The following is an 18,100-nucleotide window of genomic DNA, read 5'->3' as shown; positions in this document are numbered from 1 at the left end:
GGTTCGCTTGTCGCTTCCAGAGCGTCGGCGTACCCTGACCCGCATGTGCAGAAACATCACCGAGCTCCGCGGGCTCGAACCGGCCGCGAACGACACCGAGATCGAGGCCGCCGCACGCCAGTACGTGCGCAAGGTCTCCGGAATCACGCATCCCACAGAACGCACCAGTGACGCCTTCGAGCGTGCGGTGCGCGAGATCGCGCACATCACCGAGCATCTCCTCGAGGACCTGCCCGAGCGACGCCAGCCGCCGAAGACCGTCCCACCGTTGCGGCGCCCAGAAGTGCAGGCGCGAATCGCCGCCCGCGAAGCCGCGAAGGCCGCCTCCTAGACGCACACCCTCAGTGCTGGTCCTGGGCCTCGTCCTGCGTGCGGTTCGCGCGCTCGCTGAGTCCGACGGTGCCGTCGCTTCGCTCACCCCGACCGAGCAGCGAGGCCGGGCGCAGCGCGAACTTCCCGAAGCGGGCAACAGCCTGGTCGACGGCTCGTTCCGCCGCCTCCCAATCGTCGTCCTCCTCGGCTCCGAAGAGCGACAGCTGGCCTGAGGTCCCCGCCTCCACGAGGCGCTCGGCCCGCACTCCGATGAGGCGCACGGGCCGCGGCGGCACGAGGGCTGCGCGCAGCATCTCGCGCGCCTCGAGATACAGCGAATGCCCGACGTCACTCGGCTCCGCGAGCGTGTGCGAACGCGTGATGGTGGAGAAGTCGGACCAGCGAAGCTTGATGCCGACCTGACGAGCCTGCAGGCCCGCACGGCGCAGCCGAGTGGCCACCGCATCCGCCTGCGCTCGTACCTCACGCTCGAGGAAGACGAAGTCGGCCACGTCCTCGAAGAACGTCTGCTCGTGACTGATCGACTTCTCCCGGTGGGCCTCCTCCACGCCGCGCTCGTCCCTGCCCCACGCGAGGGCGCTGAGCTTCGCCGCCCCAGCCTTGCCGACTGCCCGCTCGAGCACCGGCACCGGCGTGTGAGCCAGGTCGAAGACCGTGTGGATGCCGATGCCACGCAGCTTCGCCTCACTCTTCTCCCCGACACCCCAGAGGGCCCCGACGGGCAGGTGGTGCAGGAACGGAATGGTCTCCTCATGCGGGATCACGAGCATGCCGTTCGGCTTGCACTTGCCGGAGGCGAGCTTCGCGACGAACTTCGTGGAGGCGGCGCCGACGGAGCACGTGAGCCCTGTCTGCGCCTTGACCCGTTCCCGCAGTCGCGCTGCGATCTCGCCGGGCGTGCCGAACAGCAGGCTCGCGCCAGACACGTCGAGGAACGCCTCGTCGATCGACAGAGGCTCGACGAGGGGCGTGAACTCGCGGAAGATCTCCATGACCTGCCGCGACGCCTCACGGTACTTATGCATGCTGCCCGGCAGCACGACGGCCTCGGGGCACCGCGCGATGGCCTGGTGCATCGGCATGGCGCTTCGCACTCCCCGCGCCCTGGCCTCGTAGCTCGCGCTCGAGACGACGCCCCGCTCGCGCGTGCCACCGACGATCACCGGCTTGCCGATGAGGTCGGGCCGCTCGAGGAGCTCGACCGCGACGAAGAAGGCGTCCATGTCGACATGGAGGATGCTCGCGGACGCGTCGCGGTCGGACGCCGCACCCGTCTGCCGCACACCCATGTCTTTCCTGGTCATGCATCCATTGTGCGATGTCCCACCGACATCCGCAGGACGCACCGGACATCTCCCCGACGCTCTGCGCGAATAGACTCTGCGCATGCAGCTCAACGAGTCTCGCGCCTGGACCGCCTTCTACGCCCCCGGGACCCCGAAGGACATCGAAGTCCCGAACGGGTCGCTCCCCGACATGCTGTCGGAGATCGCCGAGCGGTTCCCCGACAAGCCCGCGATCGAGTTCTTCGGCGCGCAGACCACCTTCGCGGAGCTGCAGGACCAGGTGCTGCGGTTCGCGCAGGGGCTGCGGCGTATCGGCGTCAAGCGGGGCGACCGGGTGGCGCTGATCATGCCGAACGCGCCGCAGCACGTGGTCGCGTTCTATGCGGTGCTCCGCCTCGGAGCGGTTGTCGTCGAGCACAACCCGCTCTACACGCGTGACGAGCTGCGGACGCAGTTCGAAGACCACGGTGCCGAGATCGTCATCGCCTGGGACAAGGCCGCGCCGACGGTGCAGTCGCTCCCCCACAGCCTCGGCATCCGGCACGTCATCGCGGTCGATGTGACGAAGGGCATGCCGCTCAAGACGCAGCTGCTGCTCCGCCTGCCCATCGCGAAAGCCCGCGAGTCCCGCGCCAAGCTCAGCGCGAAGGCGCCGGGCACCGTTCCCTTCGAGAAGCTCGCGAAGCAGCAGCCGCTCGACGCGAGCATCCCGACCCCGGGCCCGGAAGACCTCGCGAGCCTGCAGTACACGAGCGGCACGACGGGCAACCCCAAGGGAGCGATGCTCACCCACCGCAACCTGTGGTCGAACGCCCGCCAGGGCGCCGCCTGGATGCCGGAGTTCACGGCAGGCAACGAAACGATCTACGGCGTGCTGCCCATGTTCCACGCGTTCGGCGTGCTGCTCTCCGTCATCTACTCCGTGAGCGTCGGCGCGAAGGCGGTGCTCTTCCCGACGTTCGACCCCGAGCTGGTCATCGCAGCATCGAAGAAGTCGCCGGCGACCTTCATCCCCGCCGTGCCGCCCATGTACGACCGGCTCGCGCGCGTCGCGAAGGAGGGCAAGCTCGACCTCTCCGGCGTCATCTACGCCATATCGGGCGCCATGACGCTGAACGACGCCATCGTGCACCGCTGGGAGGCCGTCGCGGGTGGCCAGCTCGTCGAAGGGTACGGACTCACCGAGACGTCGCCCGTCGCGCTCGGCAATCCGTTCACCGACAAACGGAAGACGGGAACGATCGGCATCCCGTTCCCGTCGACCTTCATCAAGGTCACCGACCCGAGCGACCCGAGCAGGGAGGTCGAGCTCGGCGAAGTCGGCGAGCTGCTCATCAAGGGCCCGCAGACCTTCCAGGGCTATTGGAACCGACCCGAGGAGACGGCGGAGGTGCTCATCGACGGCGGCTGGGTGCGTTCGGGCGACCTCGTCGTGCAGGATGCGGACGGTTTCGTGACGGTCGTGGACCGCAAGAAGGAGCTCATCATCACGGGCGGCTTCAACGTGTCGCCCTCCGAGGTCGAGCGCGTTGTCACCGAGGCCCCAGGCGTCGCCGAGGTCGCCGTCGTCGGCATCAGGCGAGGTGGTGGTGCCGAGGTCGTCACCGCCGTCGTCGTGCTCGATGAGGGGGCACGCCTGGACGAAGCTGCAACGCGCGCCTTCGTCCGCGAGCGACTCTCCGAGCACAAGGTGCCGCGGTCGTACGTCGTCTGGGAGGAGCTCCCGAAATCGCTCATCGGGAAGGTGCTGCGCAAGAAGGTTCGGGACGCGCTGCAGCAGAACCGCAACGCGACAGCGGCAGCCGCAGCGGGAGACGACGAAGAAACTGGCGGGGCGCGCCCCGGCGCCGAATAGGCCGAAGCGCGAGCGAGCCCGCCCCTGCAGCGCAGGGGCGGGCTCGAGGCGTCTCGGTCAGCGACTCATTCAGCTGCCGGCGACGTACTCCTCGCCAGCCGGAGTGAGGCGGGTGCCCGTCGGTCCCTCGAGGTCGACGAGGCCGGCCCTGGCCGCCTGACGCACCGAGGCGGCGACGTTCACCGGCACTCGCCACGTCATGCGCTCGAACTCGGCCGTGATCCTCGCCGCGGTGACCTCGGCCTCATCGCCGATGATCGAGGCGATGGCGAGTGCGATGCGCTGCCCGTTGTTCGTCGGCTTCAGCTCTTCTGCGAGCTCTTCGAGACTCCGGGCTCGTGATCTTGCGGCGCGGGACCTGGCCGCTGCGCTGCCTCGCGAACCGGCCCTCGTGCGGGATGCGATCGGGGCGGTGCCCGTGCGTTCGTCCGTGGCCGTCTCCGACGACATCTGGGAAGTCGAAGCACGCCCCTGGCCTGCGCGGGCTCGCGTTGAGGCGCGGACGGTGCTGCGGGGGCTGCGCACCTGGTCTCCATTCGAGCCAGAGCCAGAGGACGACGCTCTCTTGTTGGGCGGCGTCGAGGCGGGCGAAGGCCCGTCGACCGTCTCGGCGCTGTTGATCCCGGAAGGGCGGCGCCCACGGCCCGCACGCACCGAGCGGGCGGACTCCACGCCTCTGACCGCAGACTCGTCGTCACGCGCTTCCGCGGCGACGGGCGCGCCACCCTCCGCCGTTCTCGGCGCTGCCGTGCGGATGTCGATGGGGCCGAGGTCGGCGGCGTCGACGCCGTGCTCGACGACCGCGGTCACGTAGCTGTCGAAGACCGCACGATGCACCGCCGTCTCGTGCTGTTCGACGAGCGCGACGATCCCGGGCATGGCCCTGATGAGTCGAGCGAACCCGTGGGCGTCGTCGCCCTCATCGGTGAGGAGCGCCGCATCGCGCAGGATGTGCGTCCGTTCGCCCGCGCCCGACTTGCGGCCCTTCGTCGCACCGACCTTCGGAGCAGCCTCGGCCAGCCCGGAGTCCTCGGCCCGGACCGTCTCAGCCTTGGACTTCTTGTCGCCCTTCGGCTTCTTCTTCTCCTTGGACTTCTTCTCGTCCTTGGACTTCTTCTCGTCCTTGGACTTCTTCTTGCCTTTGGACTTCTTCTCGTCTTTGGACTTCTTCTCGTCCGTGGACTTCGTCTTGTCCTGAGATGTCTTCTCGTCGCTGAGCTTCTTGCTGTCCTTGGACTTCTTGCTGTCCTTGAGCTTCTTGCTGTCCTCGGACTTCGTCTTGTCCGTCGGGTCCTTCAGCGTCGCCGGATCCGCGACGACGATCGGTTCGAGCGTCGTCACGAGCGATGACGTGCCAGCTGAAGCCGGTCGCTGCACCGACTTCGGCGGCTGCACGCGCTCTTTCTTGACCTTCGCCCGAGGGCCGCCCTGCGTGGCATCTGGTCGTTCGACCCGAGCCTTCTTGCCAGTCTTCTTGCCCATGAGATTCACTGCTCCGTTCACCGAGGCCCTGTGGCTCTGACGCTATCGCCAGAGCCACAGGGGCGCCTAGGTCCTGCCCGACAATTCCCCGGTGTACGAGTTCGAGCTCTAGGAGCTCTGGGCGCGCTCGAGAACGAGCTCTCGCACGCGCGCGGCGTCTGCCTTGCCCCGCATCGCCTTCATCACGGCGCCGATGACCGCACCTGCCGCCTGCACCTTGCCGTCGCGGATCTTCGCGAGGACGTCGGGCTGCTGCGCAAGTGCCGCGTCGATGGCCTCGATGAGAGGCCCGTCATCGCTGACGACGGCGAGTCCGCGCGATTCGACGACCTCTGCGGGCGATCCCTCACCCGCGAGCACTCCCTCGAGCACGTCGCGCGCGAGTCGGTCGTTGACCGTGCCTGCCGTGATCAGACCGTCGAGCTCGGCGATCTGCTGCGGGGTCGCGAGGTCTGTGGCCTGCACTCCGCGGTCGTTGGCGATGCGCGAGAGCTCGCCCATCCACCACTTCTTGGCGCCAGCGGCCGTCGCGCCAGCCGCGACGGTCGCATCGACGACCTCGAGAAGCCCCGCGTTGGCGATGTCCTGGAACTCCTGGTCGGCGAAGCCCCACTCCGCCTTGAGGCGGCGGCGGCGGGCGACGGGCGCCTCGGGAAGCGTTGCGCGAAGCTCCTCGACGAGCTCACGGCTGGGGCGCAGCGGCATGAGGTCGGGCTCAGGGAAGTATCGGTAGTCGTCGGCGTCGGACTTCGGACGACCGGATGAGGTGCGTCCCGTGTCCTCGTGCCAGTGCCGGGTCTCCTGCGTGATGCTCCCGCCAGCCGCGAGGAGCGCAGCCTGGCGCTGGATCTCGTACCGGACTGCGCGCTCGATCGACCTGAACGAGTTGACGTTCTTCGTCTCCGTGCGCGTGCCGAGCTTCTCCTCGCCCCGCGGGCGGAGCGAGACGTTGGCGTCGCAGCGGAGGTTGCCACGCTCCATGCGAGCCTCGGAGACGCCGAGCGCGCGGACGATGTCGCGGATCGTCGAGACGTACGCCGCCGCGAGCTGCGGCGTCTGCGCCTCCCCGCCGAAGATGGGCCGGGTCACGATCTCGACGAGTGGCACACCGGCGCGGTTGTAGTCGACCAGCGAGTACTCGGCGCCCTGGATGCGGCCGGTCGAGCCTCCGACGTGCGTGAGCTTGCCCGCGTCCTCTTCCATGTGGGCGCGCTCGATCGGAACGTGGAAGACGGTGCCGTCCTCCAGCTCGACCTCGACCTCGCCGTCGAAGGCGATGGGGTCGTCATACTGCGAGATCTGATAGTTCTTCGGGTTGTCGGGGTAGAAGTAGTTCTTCCGCGCGAAGCCCGAGACCTCGGCGATCTCGCAGTTGAGGGCGAGCCCGAGCGCGATCGAGTAGCGCACAGCCTGCTCGTTGACGACGGGCAGCGTCCCGGGAAGGCCGAGGTCGACCGGCCCGATGTTGGTGTTCGGCTCGCCACCGACCTCGTTCCCCGAGTGGTTCGGGGTGTCGGAGAACATCTTGGTCTTGGTGCCGAGTTCGACGTGCACCTCGAGACCGATGACGGGCTCGTAGAGTTCGAGCGCGCGGTCGTAGTCCATCAGCTCTGGCTTGGCCATCAGCGTGCACCTGCCTTCAGCTGGGGCGCCTGCGCGAGCAGGGGTCCGCCCCATCGGTCTTCGAGAGTCTGTTCGAGCGCCGCAGCCACGGTGTAGAGGCGTGCGTCGTCTCGGGCGGCCGCCATGAACTGGATGCCGACCGGCAGCCCGTTCTCGGGCGCGAGTCCGCCGGGCACGGAGATGCCGGGGACGCCAGCCAGGTTGGCGGGGATGGTCGTGAGGTCGGCGAGGTACATGGCCGTCGGGTCCTCTGCCTTCTCGCCGAGCTTGTAGGCCGTGGTCGGCGACGTGGGCGCGGCGAGCACGTCGACACCGGCGAAGGCGGCGGCGAAGTCCTGCTGCACGAGCGTGCGCACCTTCTGGGCCGACCCGTAGAAGGCGTCGTAGTAGCCGGCCGAGAGCGCGTAGGTCCCGAGGAGGATGCGGCGCTTGGCCTCGTCACCGAAGCCCTTGCTTCGCGTCGCCGACATGACCTTCTCGACGGTTGTGGCGGAGGCGTCCGTGACCCGCAGCCCGAAGCGCACGGAGTCGTAGCGAGCGAGATTGCTCGATGCTTCCGCGGGCATGATCAGGTAGTACGCGGCGACGGCGTACTCGAAGTGCGGCGTCTCGATCCACGAGACGACCGCACCGCGTTCCTCGAGCGCGGCAAGCGCCTCCTGGAAGCGCTGGGTGACCCCGGGTTCGAAGCCCGCCCCGTCGGCGATCTGCTTGGGCACACCGATGCGGAGTCCGCGAACGGAGTCCTCGTTGCGGCCCGCAAGAGCTGCGTCGGTGAAGGACGGCCACTCCCCCGTGAGCGAGGTGGAGTCGCGGCGGTCGTGGCCCGCGAGCACGTCGTGGAGGGCGGCCGTGTCGAGCACGTTGCGTGCTGCCGGCCCGATCTGGTCGAGCGAGGATCCGAGCGCGAGGGCCCCATAGCGGCTGACGCCGCCGTAGGTGGGCTTCATGCCCACGGTGCCCGTGACGGATGCAGGCTGACGGATGGATCCACCGGTGTCGGTTCCGAGAGCGAGCGGCGCCTCGTAGGCGGCGACGGCAGCGGCGGAGCCTCCACCTGAACCGCCGGGAATGCGCTCGAGGTCCCACGGGTTGTGCGTGGCACCGTAGGCGGAGTGCTCGGTGGAGGAGCCCATCGCGAACTCGTCGAGGTTGGTCTTGCCGATGATGACGAGGTCGTTGTCGCGGAGGCGCTCGACGACGGTCGCGTCGTACGGCGGCACCCAGCCCTCGAGGATGCGGGAGCCGGCGGTCGTCGGCGTGCCCTTCGTGGCGATGTTGTCCTTGACGGCGACGGGGACGCCAGCCAGCGGAGCGAGCTTCTCGCCGGCCTGCCGCTTCGCGTCGACACGTCCCGCGGCGGCAAGCGAGGCGTCGGCGTCGACGTGGAGGAACGCGTGGACGTCACCGTCGACAGCCTCGATGCGCTCGAGGTGTGCGGTGGTCGCTTCGATGGAGCTGATGGTGCCGGCCGCGATCGCCGCCGCCAGGTCGGTCGCGCTCAGGCGCGTGATGTCGGCGGTCACTGCTCTTCTCCCAGGATCGCGGTGACACGGAATCGTGTCCCGTCGCTGTCCGGCGCTCCTGCGAGCGCAGCATCGCGGTCGAGCGGTTCGCCGACCTCGTCTGCACGTGTCACGTTGTGCATGGCGATCGGATGCGTCGTCACGTCCACGTCGGGGGTCGCCACCTCCTGCACTTTCTGGATCAGGTGCTGGATTTCGATGAGTTCGCCGGTGACGCGCTCGATCTCGCCGTCTGCGAGGTCGATGCGTGCGAGCTGAGCGAGGTGCTCAACGTCGGCGGCAGTGATGTCGGTCATTCGTCTCCGATAGTGCGTCGGCCAGGGCTGGACAAGTCTAGGCCGCGCCCAGGGCGCGGCCGTGCTCGCTGCTGACTACTGGCGTGGTGGCTGCTGCTGGGGTGGCCAGGGCGGCTGGCCGTTGCCAGGCCAGCGTGGATCGTACCCGGGCTGGCCCGGCTGAGGGTGCTGCCCCTGGTTCGGCCCCTGCTGCGGAGCCTGGCCGGGATACGGACCCTGCCCCTGTGGGTTCTGTCCATACGGTGGCTGGCCCTGTGGCGCCTGACCGTACGGTGGCTGGCGGTTCCAGGCGCCGTCCTGCGGACGTTGCTGCGCCGCGCGCGACGGCGGGAACTGCTGCGGCTGCCCCTGGGGCCTCGGGTCGAAGCCTCCGGGCTGCGCTGGGTACTGGTTGCCGGGATGCTGGCTGCCGGGAGCCTGCTGCTGACCAGGTTGCCACTGCGGCGGCTGGCCCTGGTTCTGCTGAGCGCGCCCCTGTTCGTTGCCGTACGCCGGCGGCTGTACCTGCGGGCGCTGCCAGGAGGCACCCGGCTGGGATTGGCCCTGCCACGGCTGACCCTGGGGGCCCGGGTTCCCGGGCTGGCCGGGCTGCCCCGTGTGCGGGAACTGCTGCCGGGGAGGCTGCTGCCACCCGGCTTGCGGCGGCTGGCCGTGATTTCCGCCCTGCCCCTGCTGGGGATACTGCTGGCCCGGATGTCCCACGGCGCTCGGCTGGCCGTACGCGCTCGGCTGGCCATAGGCGCTCGGCTGGCCGTACGCGCTCGGCTGGCCGTACGCGCTCGGCTGGCCGTAGGCGCTCGGCTGGCCAGGCTGCATGGGCTGCTGGTTGGGTTGGCCGAAGTGATTCGGCTGGCCTGGCTGCGTGGGCTGGCCGTACTGCCCCTGCTGCGGAGGACGCCCGAAGGGAGCTGACGGGCCTGCTTGCGAGGGCGGGACAGGGTTTCCGGCCTGGGCACCCTGGGGCGGGTTCGCGAGGTGCGGCGGAAGGAAGCCCTGTGCTGCGCCCTCACCTGGCGCAGGTGCTGGAACGGGAGGGGGGCCGCCGACAGGTGGGGCGACGGCCGATGGCGGGGTCCGTTCCCAGCGGGGCGAAGCGTCGAACGGCTGCCAGGGGGCACCGGGAGCCGCGGCCTGAGACTGAGCCGTTCCTGATGCCGGTGGAAGCCCCGCGGACGGGGGCGCAGCGGTCTCTGCTCGCCGCTCTGCGCGCTGCGGCGATTCGACGTACGGGGCCGATGCGGGTACGACAGGCGGAGGTGGTGTCGGGAGCCCAGCGGGCGGTACGACAGGAACAGGCGCAGGCTGCGCCTCCGTGGTCTGCAGCTCGTGCAACGGAGCCGGAGGTGCATCGCTCGGTGCGTGATCGAGTTTCACCCCCGGTTCCGGAGTCGGCGTGTGCTCGATCTGCGGCGTGTGATCAGCCGTCGGCTCCTGGTCCGGAACAACCTCGGTGGCCGGTTGCTCTTCGGGCGACACCTGAGCTGTTTCGGCCGACGGAGCGACGTCAGACGTGCGCTCGGGCGCCACCTCGGGCACGCTGCCCGACGTGCTCTCGGACAGGCTGCCCGATGTGCTGTCCGGCACGCTGTCCGGCACGACCTCGGGCTCGCTGCTGTCGGCGGTCGCCTCCGGGGTCACGCGAGCGACCAGGATCCGCTGCGCGTCGTCGAGGGTGATCTCGACGCTGCCGGCACTCGTGGAGAGCTCGTAACTGGACGCGCCCGTGCGGCTGAGCTGCGACTCGCTGCGTGCCGCATACGCGTGGAGGGCACGCACGTGGTCGCCCAGGACCCCGGCATCCAGTGCATCCAGGATGGCGCGCGTCGCTCGCTCGGCGGTCGTCGCCGTGTCTGGCCCCGCTTGCACCATGAGGTGCACCTGCACGCCGGGCGCGGCCTCGAGGACGACGCTGTCGCGCGATCGTGTGAGGGCCTTCGCCGCGAGGACCAGCAGGAGCGGCGCGGCCTCGTCGGTCTTCACCACGGAAGACGACAGCTGCTCCGGCCCGCCATCGAGCACAAACGAACGCACCCGTCCGGCGAGCGCGATGGCCTGCTCCGGGAAGTTGTTGACGTTGTTCCAACCCCACATCCACGTGCCCGCACTCTGGGCGACGCTGCCGATGAGCTGGACCGGGAGCACCGTCGGGCTCGGCTGGGTCTGGTACGTGATCGACGGAGCAGTCAAATCGACATCCCATCCGGCGTCGCCGAGCCGCTCCGTGAGCTGCGCGTGCGCGTCGAAGTGGAGGATGGCGGCGTCGTCCGCCAGATCTTGCAAGCTCACGCTGAGCATGGTTCCCCGTTCCTCCGCGGCGAGCCGATGCCACGGCCTGCACACTGTAGCCGAGCGACCGGGCCGCAGCCTCGGAGTCCGCTCCTGGTCGTCGGACCCTGCGGGTCCCTCATTCTGCTTCTGCTCGCAGGTGCTCCACTGCGCTCGGCCCGCCCTCGAGCAGCAGGCGGAAGCCGTCGGCATCGAGGATCGGGATGCCGAGCTCCTCCGCCTTCGTCAGCTTCGAGCCGGCACCGGGGCCCGCCGCCACGAAGTCCGTCTTCTTGGAAACGCTCCCCGCGGCCTTCCCGCCCGCCGCGATGATCGCCTCCTTCGCGCCGTCGCGCGTGAACCCCTCGAGGGTTCCGGTCGCGACGACGCTCAGGCCGGAGAGCGGACCATCCGCGCTCGTCATCGCGCCGGGTCCGGGGTGGTTCGGAGTCGCGAAGCGAACGCCCGCCGCCCGCCAGGCGTCGATGATCTCCCGGTGCCAGTCTTCCGCGAGCCACTCGACGATCGCGTCGGCGATCGTCGGCCCCACGCCTTCAACCTGTGCCAGCTCCTCGGCGGGCGCCGCCTCGATGGCGTCGAGCGAACCGAACCAGTCAGCCAGCGCGCGTGCAGCGACAGGACCGACGTGGCGGATGTTCAGCGACACGAGCTGACGCCACAGGTCTTTGGTCTTGGCGACTTCGAGCTGCTCGAGGAGCGTCGTCGCCTGCTTCGACGGCTCCACGAGCCGGAAGTCCTTCTTGATGCCGGCCTTGCGGCGCTCCGCCGGCGTCATGTCCTCAGAGCCTGGCGGGTACACCAGAGAGACCTTCTGGAACGGGGCGCGTCGCACGAGCTCGCCCGTCTCCTCGTCGGTCTTGGGCTCACCGGTCTCGGAGTCGCGGACGACGACCTCGATGGGCACGATCTCCTCGAGCGTGAGCGCGAAGAGCCGCGCCTCGGTCTCGAGTGGTGGCTGCTCTGGCACGGTCGGCTGGGTCAGCGCGGCAGCGGTGACCTCGCCGAGCGCATCCACATCGAGTCCTCCGCGCGAGCCGATGTGCTCGACGCGACCACGAACCTGGGCGGGGCACGACCGGGCGTTCGGGCAGCGCAGATCGACGTCGCCCTCCTTCATGGGCCGAAGCGGCGTGCCGCATTCCGGGCAGTCGGCCGGCATCACGAAGTCGCGCACGTCGTCGCCGCGCAGCTCGAGCACCGGGCCGAGCACCTCGGGGATCACATCTCCCGCCTTGCGCAGCACGACGGTGTCGCCGATCTTCACGCCCTTGACGCGAACCACATCCTGGTTGTGGAGAGTGGCCATGCGCACCACGCTGCCCGCGACCTTGACGGGCGCCATGATCGCGAACGGCGTCACTCGCCCGGTGCGGCCGACGCTGGCCGCGATGTCGAGGAGCTTCGTGTGCACTTCCTCTGGCGGGTACTTAAAGGCGATGGCCCAGCGTGGGGCGCGGCTCGTCATGCCGAGCTCGTCGTGCAGGTCGAGCTCGTCTACCTTCACGACGATGCCGTCGAGCTCGTGCTCGACGGAGTGGCGTTCCGCGCCGTAGTGCTCGACGAACTCCACGACGTCGTCGACGGATGCGGCGACCTTCGCGTACGGGGTGACGGGCAGGCCCCAGCTCGCCAGCAGCTCGTAGACCTGGCTCTGCGACTCGACGGGCGGCGACGGCCAGGCACCGATGCCGTGCACGTACATCTGCAGCGAGTGGAGCCGCAGCTCGCCTGCCTCTCGCTCGAGCCCGCTCTTCTTCTCGAGCTGCTGCCGCAGCCCGCCGCTCGCCGCGTTGCGCGGGTTGGCGAAGTCCGGGAATCGCTTGGTCGCTCGTGCCAGCTCGGCGTCCTCGTCGAACTCGCCTCGCGTCGCCTCCGAGCGTGCTTCCCACCTGGCCCGGTACTCCTCGACGGCGCGGGGCCGCAGCGAGGCCTGGAACTCGTTGAGCTCCCTGAACGCGGCGACGGGGATGAACACCTCGCCGCGCACCTCGACGATCGGCGGATGCCCCTCGCCCGCGAGCGCAGCCGGGATGCCGTCGATCTGCAGTGCGTTCTGGGTCACCTCCTCGCCCGTGCGGCCGTCGCCACGGGTCGCCGCGGTCACGAGCTTGCCGTGCTCGTAGCGCAGCGCGATGGCGAGCCCGTCGATCTTCAGCTCGGTGAGCCATTCGATGTGTCGGCCCGCGGACGCCTCCGTCTTGGCGCACCACTCGCGCAGCTCGTCGACCGAGAAGACGTTGTCGAGCGAGAGCATGCGCTCAGCGTGCTCGATGGGCCGCAGGCCGTCCGCGACGCCGCCGCCGACGGTCTGCGTCGGCGAATCCTGCGACTGCAGCTCGGGATGCTCACGCTCGAGCTGGTCCAGCTCACGGACAAGGCCGTCGTACTCGGCGTCGGAGACGAGCTGCGCGTCGCGCTCGTAGTAGGCCGCCTGGTAGCCGGAGACGAGTTCCCGCAGCTCCTCGACGCGGACTCGCGCGTCGTCGAACGTCGTCATGCCGACGCCCCGGAACGCGAGTTGAGCGTCGCCATCGCCGCTTTGCGGCTCACATTCAGCAGCCATTCGTTCTTGGCGGCCAGACGTTTCGTCGCGCGCTTCTCGCTGGTCGTCTCGAGGTAGCTCTGCACGATGCCCACCACTGCGATCAGCCCGGCGAACACCGCGAAGACGATCTGCCAGGTCGGCTCGAGCTGCATGAGGAAGTTCGAGGCGAGGAACACGGTGCCGCCGATGAGGAACCAGAGCACCAGGGCGAGGATCCAGTCCTTCGCGCCGAACTTCCGAGCCTCGAGGGTGCAGCGCTTGGCGAGCTGCAGCGCGGGAGCTGCGAAGTGCGCGTCGTAGTCAGCGCGCCACCGATCGGGGTCGGACAGGTTCCTGTACTGCGCCGCCCAGCGCTCGGCGCGGTCGGTGAGCAGATCCATCGCCTCGCCGTCCTTGAGCGGGCCACCCTCGGTCTTCTTGCTCATGCCGCCTCCTGCTCATCTGCGCTGCGTGTCTCGGCAGAACCCGCCGCTGTCTCACCGGTCTGCACGGCGCTCACTGTGCGGTCGATCGTGAACTGGCCGAGCACGCGCGTGCCGACGTACACGACGGCCGTCTGGCCCGGCGCGACGCCGACGAGGGGCTCATCCACGCTGACACTCCACTCGACGCCAGGGATGGTCGCGTCGTCGCGGGTACTCTCAGCGCTGGCGTGAATCCGCGCGGTTGCGGGCACCGGGTCGGCGTGTGCACGGATCTGCACGTCGCAGCGGAACTCGCCGTCGGTCTCCGACTTCGCGGCCCCCGTCCAGCTCATCCGCTGGCCCGCGATCTCGGCGATCCTCAGCGCTTCCTTCGGCCCGACGACGACCTCGTTGGTCTTCGGACGGATCTCGAGCACGAACCGAGGCTTGCCGTCGGGAGCTGGCACCCCGAGCCGGAGCCCCTTGCGCTGACCGACCGTGTAGGCCGTCGCACCGTCGTGCTCGCCGAGCGTCGTGCCTGCACTGTCGACCACCTGGCCAGTCGCGGTGCCGATGCGATCACCCAGCCATCCCCTGGTGTCGCCATCCGGGATGAAGCAGATGTCGTGCGAGTCGGGCTTCTGCGCGACGCTGATGCCGCGCTCGGCCGCTTCAGCTCGGATCAGGTCCTTCGACGGGGTGTCTCCGAGCGGGAAGTAGCAGTGCTCCAGCTGCTGCTGCGTGAGCACGCCGAGCACGTACGACTGGTCCTTGGCCCAGGCGCTCGCCCGGTGCAGCTCGACCAGCCCGTCCGCCCCCGTCTCAAGCGTCGCATAGTGGCCGGTGCAGACGGCGTCGAACCCGAGGTCGATGGCCTTCTCGAGCAGGGCCGCGAACTTGATCTTCTCGTTGCAGCGCATGCAGGGATTCGGCGTGCGACCAGCGCTGTACTCGGCGATGAAGTCGTCGACCACGTCGAGCTTGAACCGCTCGGAGAAGTCCCAGACGTAGAACGGGATGCCGAGGAGGTCGGCGGCGCGGCGCGCATCCATCGAGTCCTCGATGGTGCAGCACCCGCGCGAACCTGTGCGGAGGGTGCCGGGCATTCGGGAGAGCGCGAGGTGCACGCCGATCACTTCGTGCCCTGCCTCGACGGCTCGGGCTGCTGCGACGGCGGAATCGACCCCGCCGCTCATGGCGGCTAGAACTTTCACCGGATAAGTGTACGTCGGGCCTCCGACAACCCCTCTGGGGAGATGCGTGGCTCTGGTAATTTGACGATGTCCATCGCCGACGAGCGAAGATGCTCACGAGGGAGGCAGCGCGTGAGCGACATCCGAGATTCCCCCGCCCGGTTCGCGTCCGATCTCCAATCGCTTCGCGAAGAGGCCGGCAGGCCCACCATCATGCGGCTCGCGGAGACGGCCGGGATCTCGAAGAGCGTGGTCGGAGACGCCCTTGGCGGTCAGCGACTGCCGACGGCGAAGACCGTGGAGCGTCTGGTCACGGCACTGGGCGCCGATCCGGCCCCTTGGCTCGAGCGTCGCAGCGAGCTCGTCTCCCCGCCGAGCGTCCAGGTCGTGCCCGTGGCCCCCGAGCAGACGGCGGGCGGACCCACGCTCATGGGGCCAGGCACCACGGAGGGGAGCGCGGACGCACCGTCGCCTGGTCCTGAGGCGCCGGTGCCCCTGCCGCCTCCCATCACGAAGCGCAGACTGCTGACCACGGCAGCAGCCGCCGCTCTCATGTCCGCAGCCGTGACAAGCGGGATCTGGTTCGGTGTCGGCCAGCTGCAGACTGCGGATGACCCGTACGCGGGGATCTCCGACGGACTGGACCCCATGCAGACGGTCTGCCGTGACGACGCGGTGGTCGCAGCCAGCGAGATGCGGGAGCGCGAGACGCAGGTGCAGCTGATGTACTCGACGAGCTGCAAGGCCGTCTGGGGACGGGTCACGAGGTACGACGGAGCGGCGGCGGGAAACGAGCTCACGATGTCGGTGTACCCCGCCGTCGACCGCGACTCTGAGCGCGGCCAGTCGGTCTCGGCGTACGACGTGCAGTCCGTGTACACGACGCTCGGCATCAGCCCGCAGACCAGCGAGCGCTGGTGCGGGCTCGCGACGATGACGGCGGACGGGCAGACGATCGACCTCGGGCCGGAGCTCTGCATCTAGCGAGGCACCGAGAGCCCGGCCCCGGAGCCGATTCAGCCGACGTGCGTCGCCGAGGTGGTCGTCGCCGGCTCCTTGCCAGTCGCCAGTGGCTTCTCCTTGAGGAACGACAGGGCGACGATGGAGATGACCGTCAGCGGCACGAGCGCGAGGAAGATCGGGATGAGCGCCTCGTTGTACGAGCCGACGATGATGGCGCGCAGCTGGTCGGGCAGCTGGGCGATCGCAGCGGGCGTGAACGAGCTCGCGCCGTCTTCGGGCGCGGCACCGGCTGGCAGCCGGTCCGCCACCATCTGCGTCAGGCGAGCGGCGAAGACGGAGCCGACGACCGCGGAGCCCAGGGTCGCGCCGACCTGCCGGAAGTAGTTGTTGGCGGCGGTCGCTGTTCCCACGATCCTCGCCGGGAACGAGTTCTGCACGATGAGGGTGAGCAGCTGCATGCTGCCGCCCAGACCGACGCCCATGATGCCGAGAGCGACGCAGATCATCCACACGGGGCTGTCGACGGTGACGAACGACAGCACGACGAGGCCCACGCCGAGCACGGCGGCGCCCGCGATCGGCACCCACTTGTACCGACCTGTGCGCGACACGTACTGCCCGCTCAGGATGGAGGTGATGAGCAACGCGCCCATCATGGGGGTCATGAGCAGACCGGACACGGTCGGACCGGAGCCCGTCACCATCTGCAGGTACGTGGGCATGTAGCCGAGCGTGCCGAACATGATGACGCCGGTTGCGAGGCTGGCGATCGTGGTCAGGATGAAGTTGCGGTCCTTGAACATGCCGAGCGGCATGATCGGGTTCGCTGCGCTGCGCTCGACGAAGACGAAGCCGGCAGCGGAGACCACCGCGAGCGCGGCGAGCAGCAGGATCGTCGGCGAGGTCCACTCGTACTGCGACCCGCCCCACGTGCCGACGAGGACAAGCGCGGTCGTCGCGAGCGAGATGAGCGCCATGCCGCCGACGTCGATGCGCGTGCGCTCCTGGGCGGGGCGCTTCGGCAGCCTGAGCAGGAAGATGGTCGCGAGGAGCGCGAGCGCGCCGAGGGGCAGGTTGATCCAGAACACCCAGCGCCATCCAGGGCCCTCGGTGAACCAGCCGCCGAGCAGCGGGCCGGCGACGGACGAGAATGCGAAGACCGCGCCCATGACGCCCATGTACTTGCCGCGTTCACGAGCCGGGACGACGTCCGCGATAGCCGCCTGAGAGAGGATCATGAGGCCGCCGCCGCCGAGTCCCTGCACGATGCGCGCGCCGATGAGCAGCTCGATGGAGGGGGCAAGGCCGCCCAGCACGGAACCCGCGATGAAGAGGCCGATCGCGATGAGCAGCAGCGGCTTGCGGCCGAAGAGGTCGGAGAGGTTCCCGTAGACCGGCATCATGACCGTCGAGGCCAGGATGAAGGAGGTCACGACCCAGCTCATGTGCTCGACACCGTGCAGCTCGCCGACGATGGTCGGCATGGCGCTCGAGAGCACCGTGTTGTTGAGCGACGCCATGAGCATCGTGACCATGAGCCCCAGGAAGAGCGGCACGATGCTGCGTCGGTGCGCACCGGCTGCGCCCGCCCCCGTCGTGGCAGGCCGCGCCTCGGCGCTGGTTCGGGCTTCTGCGCCGGGGGCGGCGTCGAGGCGAACCTGCGAATCGATGCTGGGGGGAGTCGTCATAGGGCTTCTGAGATCGCTTTCCGGAAGATGTCGATGGAGTGGTTGATGGCGGCTTCCCGGTCGGCCAGGACGCCTTGGGGGTCGTTCCTGCTCGTGAAGCGCAGGATGGTCGCGGCGAGCGAGAGGAGTGCCTTCGCGGACTCGATGCCGTCCGGGAGGGACTCCGTGGAACTGTCGCCGCCCTGCTCGGTCAGGATCGAGAGGACGATGTCCTCTGCCGCGCTGATGTGGCGCCTGAGCCGCTCCTCGAGCACGGGGTGCTGGTCGGCGAGCGTGCGTCGGCGGGGGAAGTCGTCGTGGTCGGGAATCGCGGAGTCGAGGACGGCGAGCATGAGTCGCATGGTGCGGCCGAAGGAATCGCTCTCGCCTTCCCGGAAGTCGTCGAGTGCGCCTTCTGGGAGTGTGGGCGCCTGCATGCCGAGCACCGCGTCCTCTTTGCTCGGGAAGTAGTTGAAGAAGGTCCTGCGCGAGACGCCTGCGCGCTCGCTGATGGCGTCGATCGTCGTCTCGTCGAGGCCGCGCTCGATCGTCAGGTCGGCGGCGGCGTCGTGGATGGCATGCCAGCAGTCGATGCGGTTGCGTTCGCGGAGGGAGAGAGCAGGGTTCGACACCAGTCAAGA

Annotated in this window: 14 protein-coding genes; 3 read left to right on the top strand and 11 right to left on the bottom strand. The window is 69.2% G+C overall.

Annotation, left to right across the window (positions count from 1 at the left end; translation table 11 throughout):
- The first annotated feature begins 43 nt into the window (after positions 1-43).
- Entirely contained in the window at positions 44-331 is a 288-nt protein-coding gene (locus HDC34_RS14035; protein ID WP_179557449.1) for a DUF2277 domain-containing protein, read from the top strand.
- 10 nt (positions 332-341) lie between these two features.
- On the opposite strand, the gene dinB is transcribed toward HDC34_RS14035, so the two are convergent.
- The gene (gene dinB, locus HDC34_RS14030; protein WP_179557448.1) at positions 342-1,637 is read right to left on the bottom strand and encodes a DNA polymerase IV; all 1,296 of its coding nucleotides are present in this window, start codon (positions 1,635-1,637) and stop codon (positions 342-344) included.
- A gap of 82 nt (positions 1,638-1,719) precedes the next feature.
- Here dinB and HDC34_RS14025 point away from each other — a divergent pair, with 82 nt between their 5' ends.
- Entirely contained in the window at positions 1,720-3,474 is a 1,755-nt protein-coding gene (locus HDC34_RS14025) for a long-chain-fatty-acid--CoA ligase (RefSeq protein ID WP_179557447.1), read from the top strand.
- A gap of 69 nt (positions 3,475-3,543) precedes the next feature.
- Here HDC34_RS14025 and HDC34_RS14020 read toward each other — a convergent pair whose 3' ends face one another.
- From HDC34_RS14020 to mnmA, 8 genes are all read right to left on the bottom strand, one after another.
- Positions 3,544-4,956: a hypothetical protein gene (locus tag HDC34_RS14020; RefSeq protein WP_179557446.1), complete on the bottom strand. Its 1,413-nt coding sequence runs from the start codon at positions 4,954-4,956 to the stop codon at positions 3,544-3,546.
- A gap of 108 nt (positions 4,957-5,064) precedes the next feature.
- Positions 5,065-6,579, bottom strand: a complete 1,515-nt coding sequence (gatB, locus tag HDC34_RS14015; RefSeq protein ID WP_179557445.1) for an Asp-tRNA(Asn)/Glu-tRNA(Gln) amidotransferase subunit GatB — start codon at positions 6,577-6,579, stop codon at positions 5,065-5,067.
- On the bottom strand, positions 6,579-8,105 hold the full coding sequence (gene gatA, locus HDC34_RS14010) for an Asp-tRNA(Asn)/Glu-tRNA(Gln) amidotransferase subunit GatA (protein WP_104311368.1): 1,527 nt from the start codon (positions 8,103-8,105) through the stop codon (positions 6,579-6,581). Before gatA ends, gatB begins: the two co-directional genes overlap by 1 nt.
- Positions 8,102-8,401 (bottom strand): Asp-tRNA(Asn)/Glu-tRNA(Gln) amidotransferase subunit GatC, encoded by a 300-nt coding sequence (gatC, locus tag HDC34_RS14005; protein ID WP_104311367.1) that lies wholly within the window; start codon positions 8,399-8,401, stop codon positions 8,102-8,104. Before gatC ends, gatA begins: the two co-directional genes overlap by 4 nt.
- 75 nt (positions 8,402-8,476) lie before the next feature.
- Positions 8,477-10,687, bottom strand: a complete 2,211-nt coding sequence (locus tag HDC34_RS14000) for a DUF6882 domain-containing protein (RefSeq protein WP_179557444.1) — start codon at positions 10,685-10,687, stop codon at positions 8,477-8,479.
- 118 nt (positions 10,688-10,805) lie between these two features.
- Positions 10,806-13,184 carry an NAD-dependent DNA ligase LigA gene (ligA, locus tag HDC34_RS13995; protein ID WP_179557443.1) on the bottom strand — a complete coding sequence of 793 codons (2,379 nt, stop codon included), beginning with the start codon at positions 13,182-13,184 and terminating at the stop codon, positions 10,806-10,808.
- Positions 13,181-13,657: a hypothetical protein gene (locus tag HDC34_RS13990; protein WP_179557442.1), complete on the bottom strand. Its 477-nt coding sequence runs from the start codon at positions 13,655-13,657 to the stop codon at positions 13,181-13,183. Before HDC34_RS13990 ends, ligA begins: the two co-directional genes overlap by 4 nt.
- Complete coding sequence (mnmA, locus tag HDC34_RS13985) at positions 13,654-14,832, bottom strand: tRNA 2-thiouridine(34) synthase MnmA (RefSeq protein ID WP_179557605.1); 1,179 nt, start codon at positions 14,830-14,832, stop codon at positions 13,654-13,656. The genes HDC34_RS13990 and mnmA overlap by 4 nt, the downstream gene beginning before the upstream one ends.
- A gap of 129 nt (positions 14,833-14,961) precedes the next feature.
- Between mnmA and HDC34_RS13980 the strand changes: the two genes are divergently transcribed.
- Complete coding sequence (locus HDC34_RS13980; RefSeq protein ID WP_179557441.1) at positions 14,962-15,813, top strand: DUF2690 domain-containing protein; 852 nt, start codon at positions 14,962-14,964, stop codon at positions 15,811-15,813.
- A gap of 32 nt (positions 15,814-15,845) precedes the next feature.
- Here HDC34_RS13980 and HDC34_RS13975 read toward each other — a convergent pair whose 3' ends face one another.
- Complete coding sequence (locus HDC34_RS13975) at positions 15,846-17,480, bottom strand: MDR family MFS transporter (RefSeq protein ID WP_179557440.1); 1,635 nt, start codon at positions 17,478-17,480, stop codon at positions 15,846-15,848.
- Positions 17,477-18,091, bottom strand: coding sequence for a TetR family transcriptional regulator (locus tag HDC34_RS13970; protein WP_104311360.1), 615 nt, complete (start codon positions 18,089-18,091; stop codon positions 17,477-17,479). Before HDC34_RS13970 ends, HDC34_RS13975 begins: the two co-directional genes overlap by 4 nt.
- Positions 18,092-18,100: the final 9 nt, after the last annotated feature.

It is taken from the genome of Pseudoclavibacter sp. JAI123 (assembly GCF_013409665.1).
Taxonomy (GTDB): domain Bacteria; phylum Actinomycetota; class Actinomycetes; order Actinomycetales; family Microbacteriaceae; genus Pseudoclavibacter.
The sequence above is the reverse complement of the archived record's forward strand: the minus strand, read 5'-3'. Positions and strand labels throughout refer to the sequence as shown.

What these genes read in the sequence shown, in the direction of transcription:
- HDC34_RS13975 (WP_179557440.1), bottom strand. Translation starts at nt 17,480, where the DNA reads ATGACGACTCCCCCCAGCATCGATTCGCAGGTTCGCCTCGACGCCGCC.
- HDC34_RS14035 (WP_179557449.1), top strand. Translation starts at nt 44, where the DNA reads ATGTGCAGAAACATCACCGAGCTCCGCGGGCTCGAACCGGCCGCGAAC.
- ligA (WP_179557443.1), bottom strand. Translation starts at nt 13,184, where the DNA reads ATGACGACGTTCGACGACGCGCGAGTCCGCGTCGAGGAGCTGCGGGAA.
- HDC34_RS13990 (WP_179557442.1), bottom strand. Translation starts at nt 13,657, where the DNA reads ATGAGCAAGAAGACCGAGGGTGGCCCGCTCAAGGACGGCGAGGCGATG.
- mnmA (WP_179557605.1), bottom strand. Translation starts at nt 14,832, where the DNA reads ATGAGCGGCGGGGTCGATTCCGCCGTCGCAGCAGCCCGAGCCGTCGAG.
- HDC34_RS14025 (WP_179557447.1), top strand. Translation starts at nt 1,720, where the DNA reads ATGCAGCTCAACGAGTCTCGCGCCTGGACCGCCTTCTACGCCCCCGGG.
- dinB (WP_179557448.1), bottom strand. Translation starts at nt 1,637, where the DNA reads ATGACCAGGAAAGACATGGGTGTGCGGCAGACGGGTGCGGCGTCCGAC.
- gatB (WP_179557445.1), bottom strand. Translation starts at nt 6,579, where the DNA reads ATGGCCAAGCCAGAGCTGATGGACTACGACCGCGCGCTCGAACTCTAC.
- gatC (WP_104311367.1), bottom strand. Translation starts at nt 8,401, where the DNA reads ATGACCGACATCACTGCCGCCGACGTTGAGCACCTCGCTCAGCTCGCA.
- HDC34_RS14020 (WP_179557446.1), bottom strand. Translation starts at nt 4,956, where the DNA reads ATGGGCAAGAAGACTGGCAAGAAGGCTCGGGTCGAACGACCAGATGCC.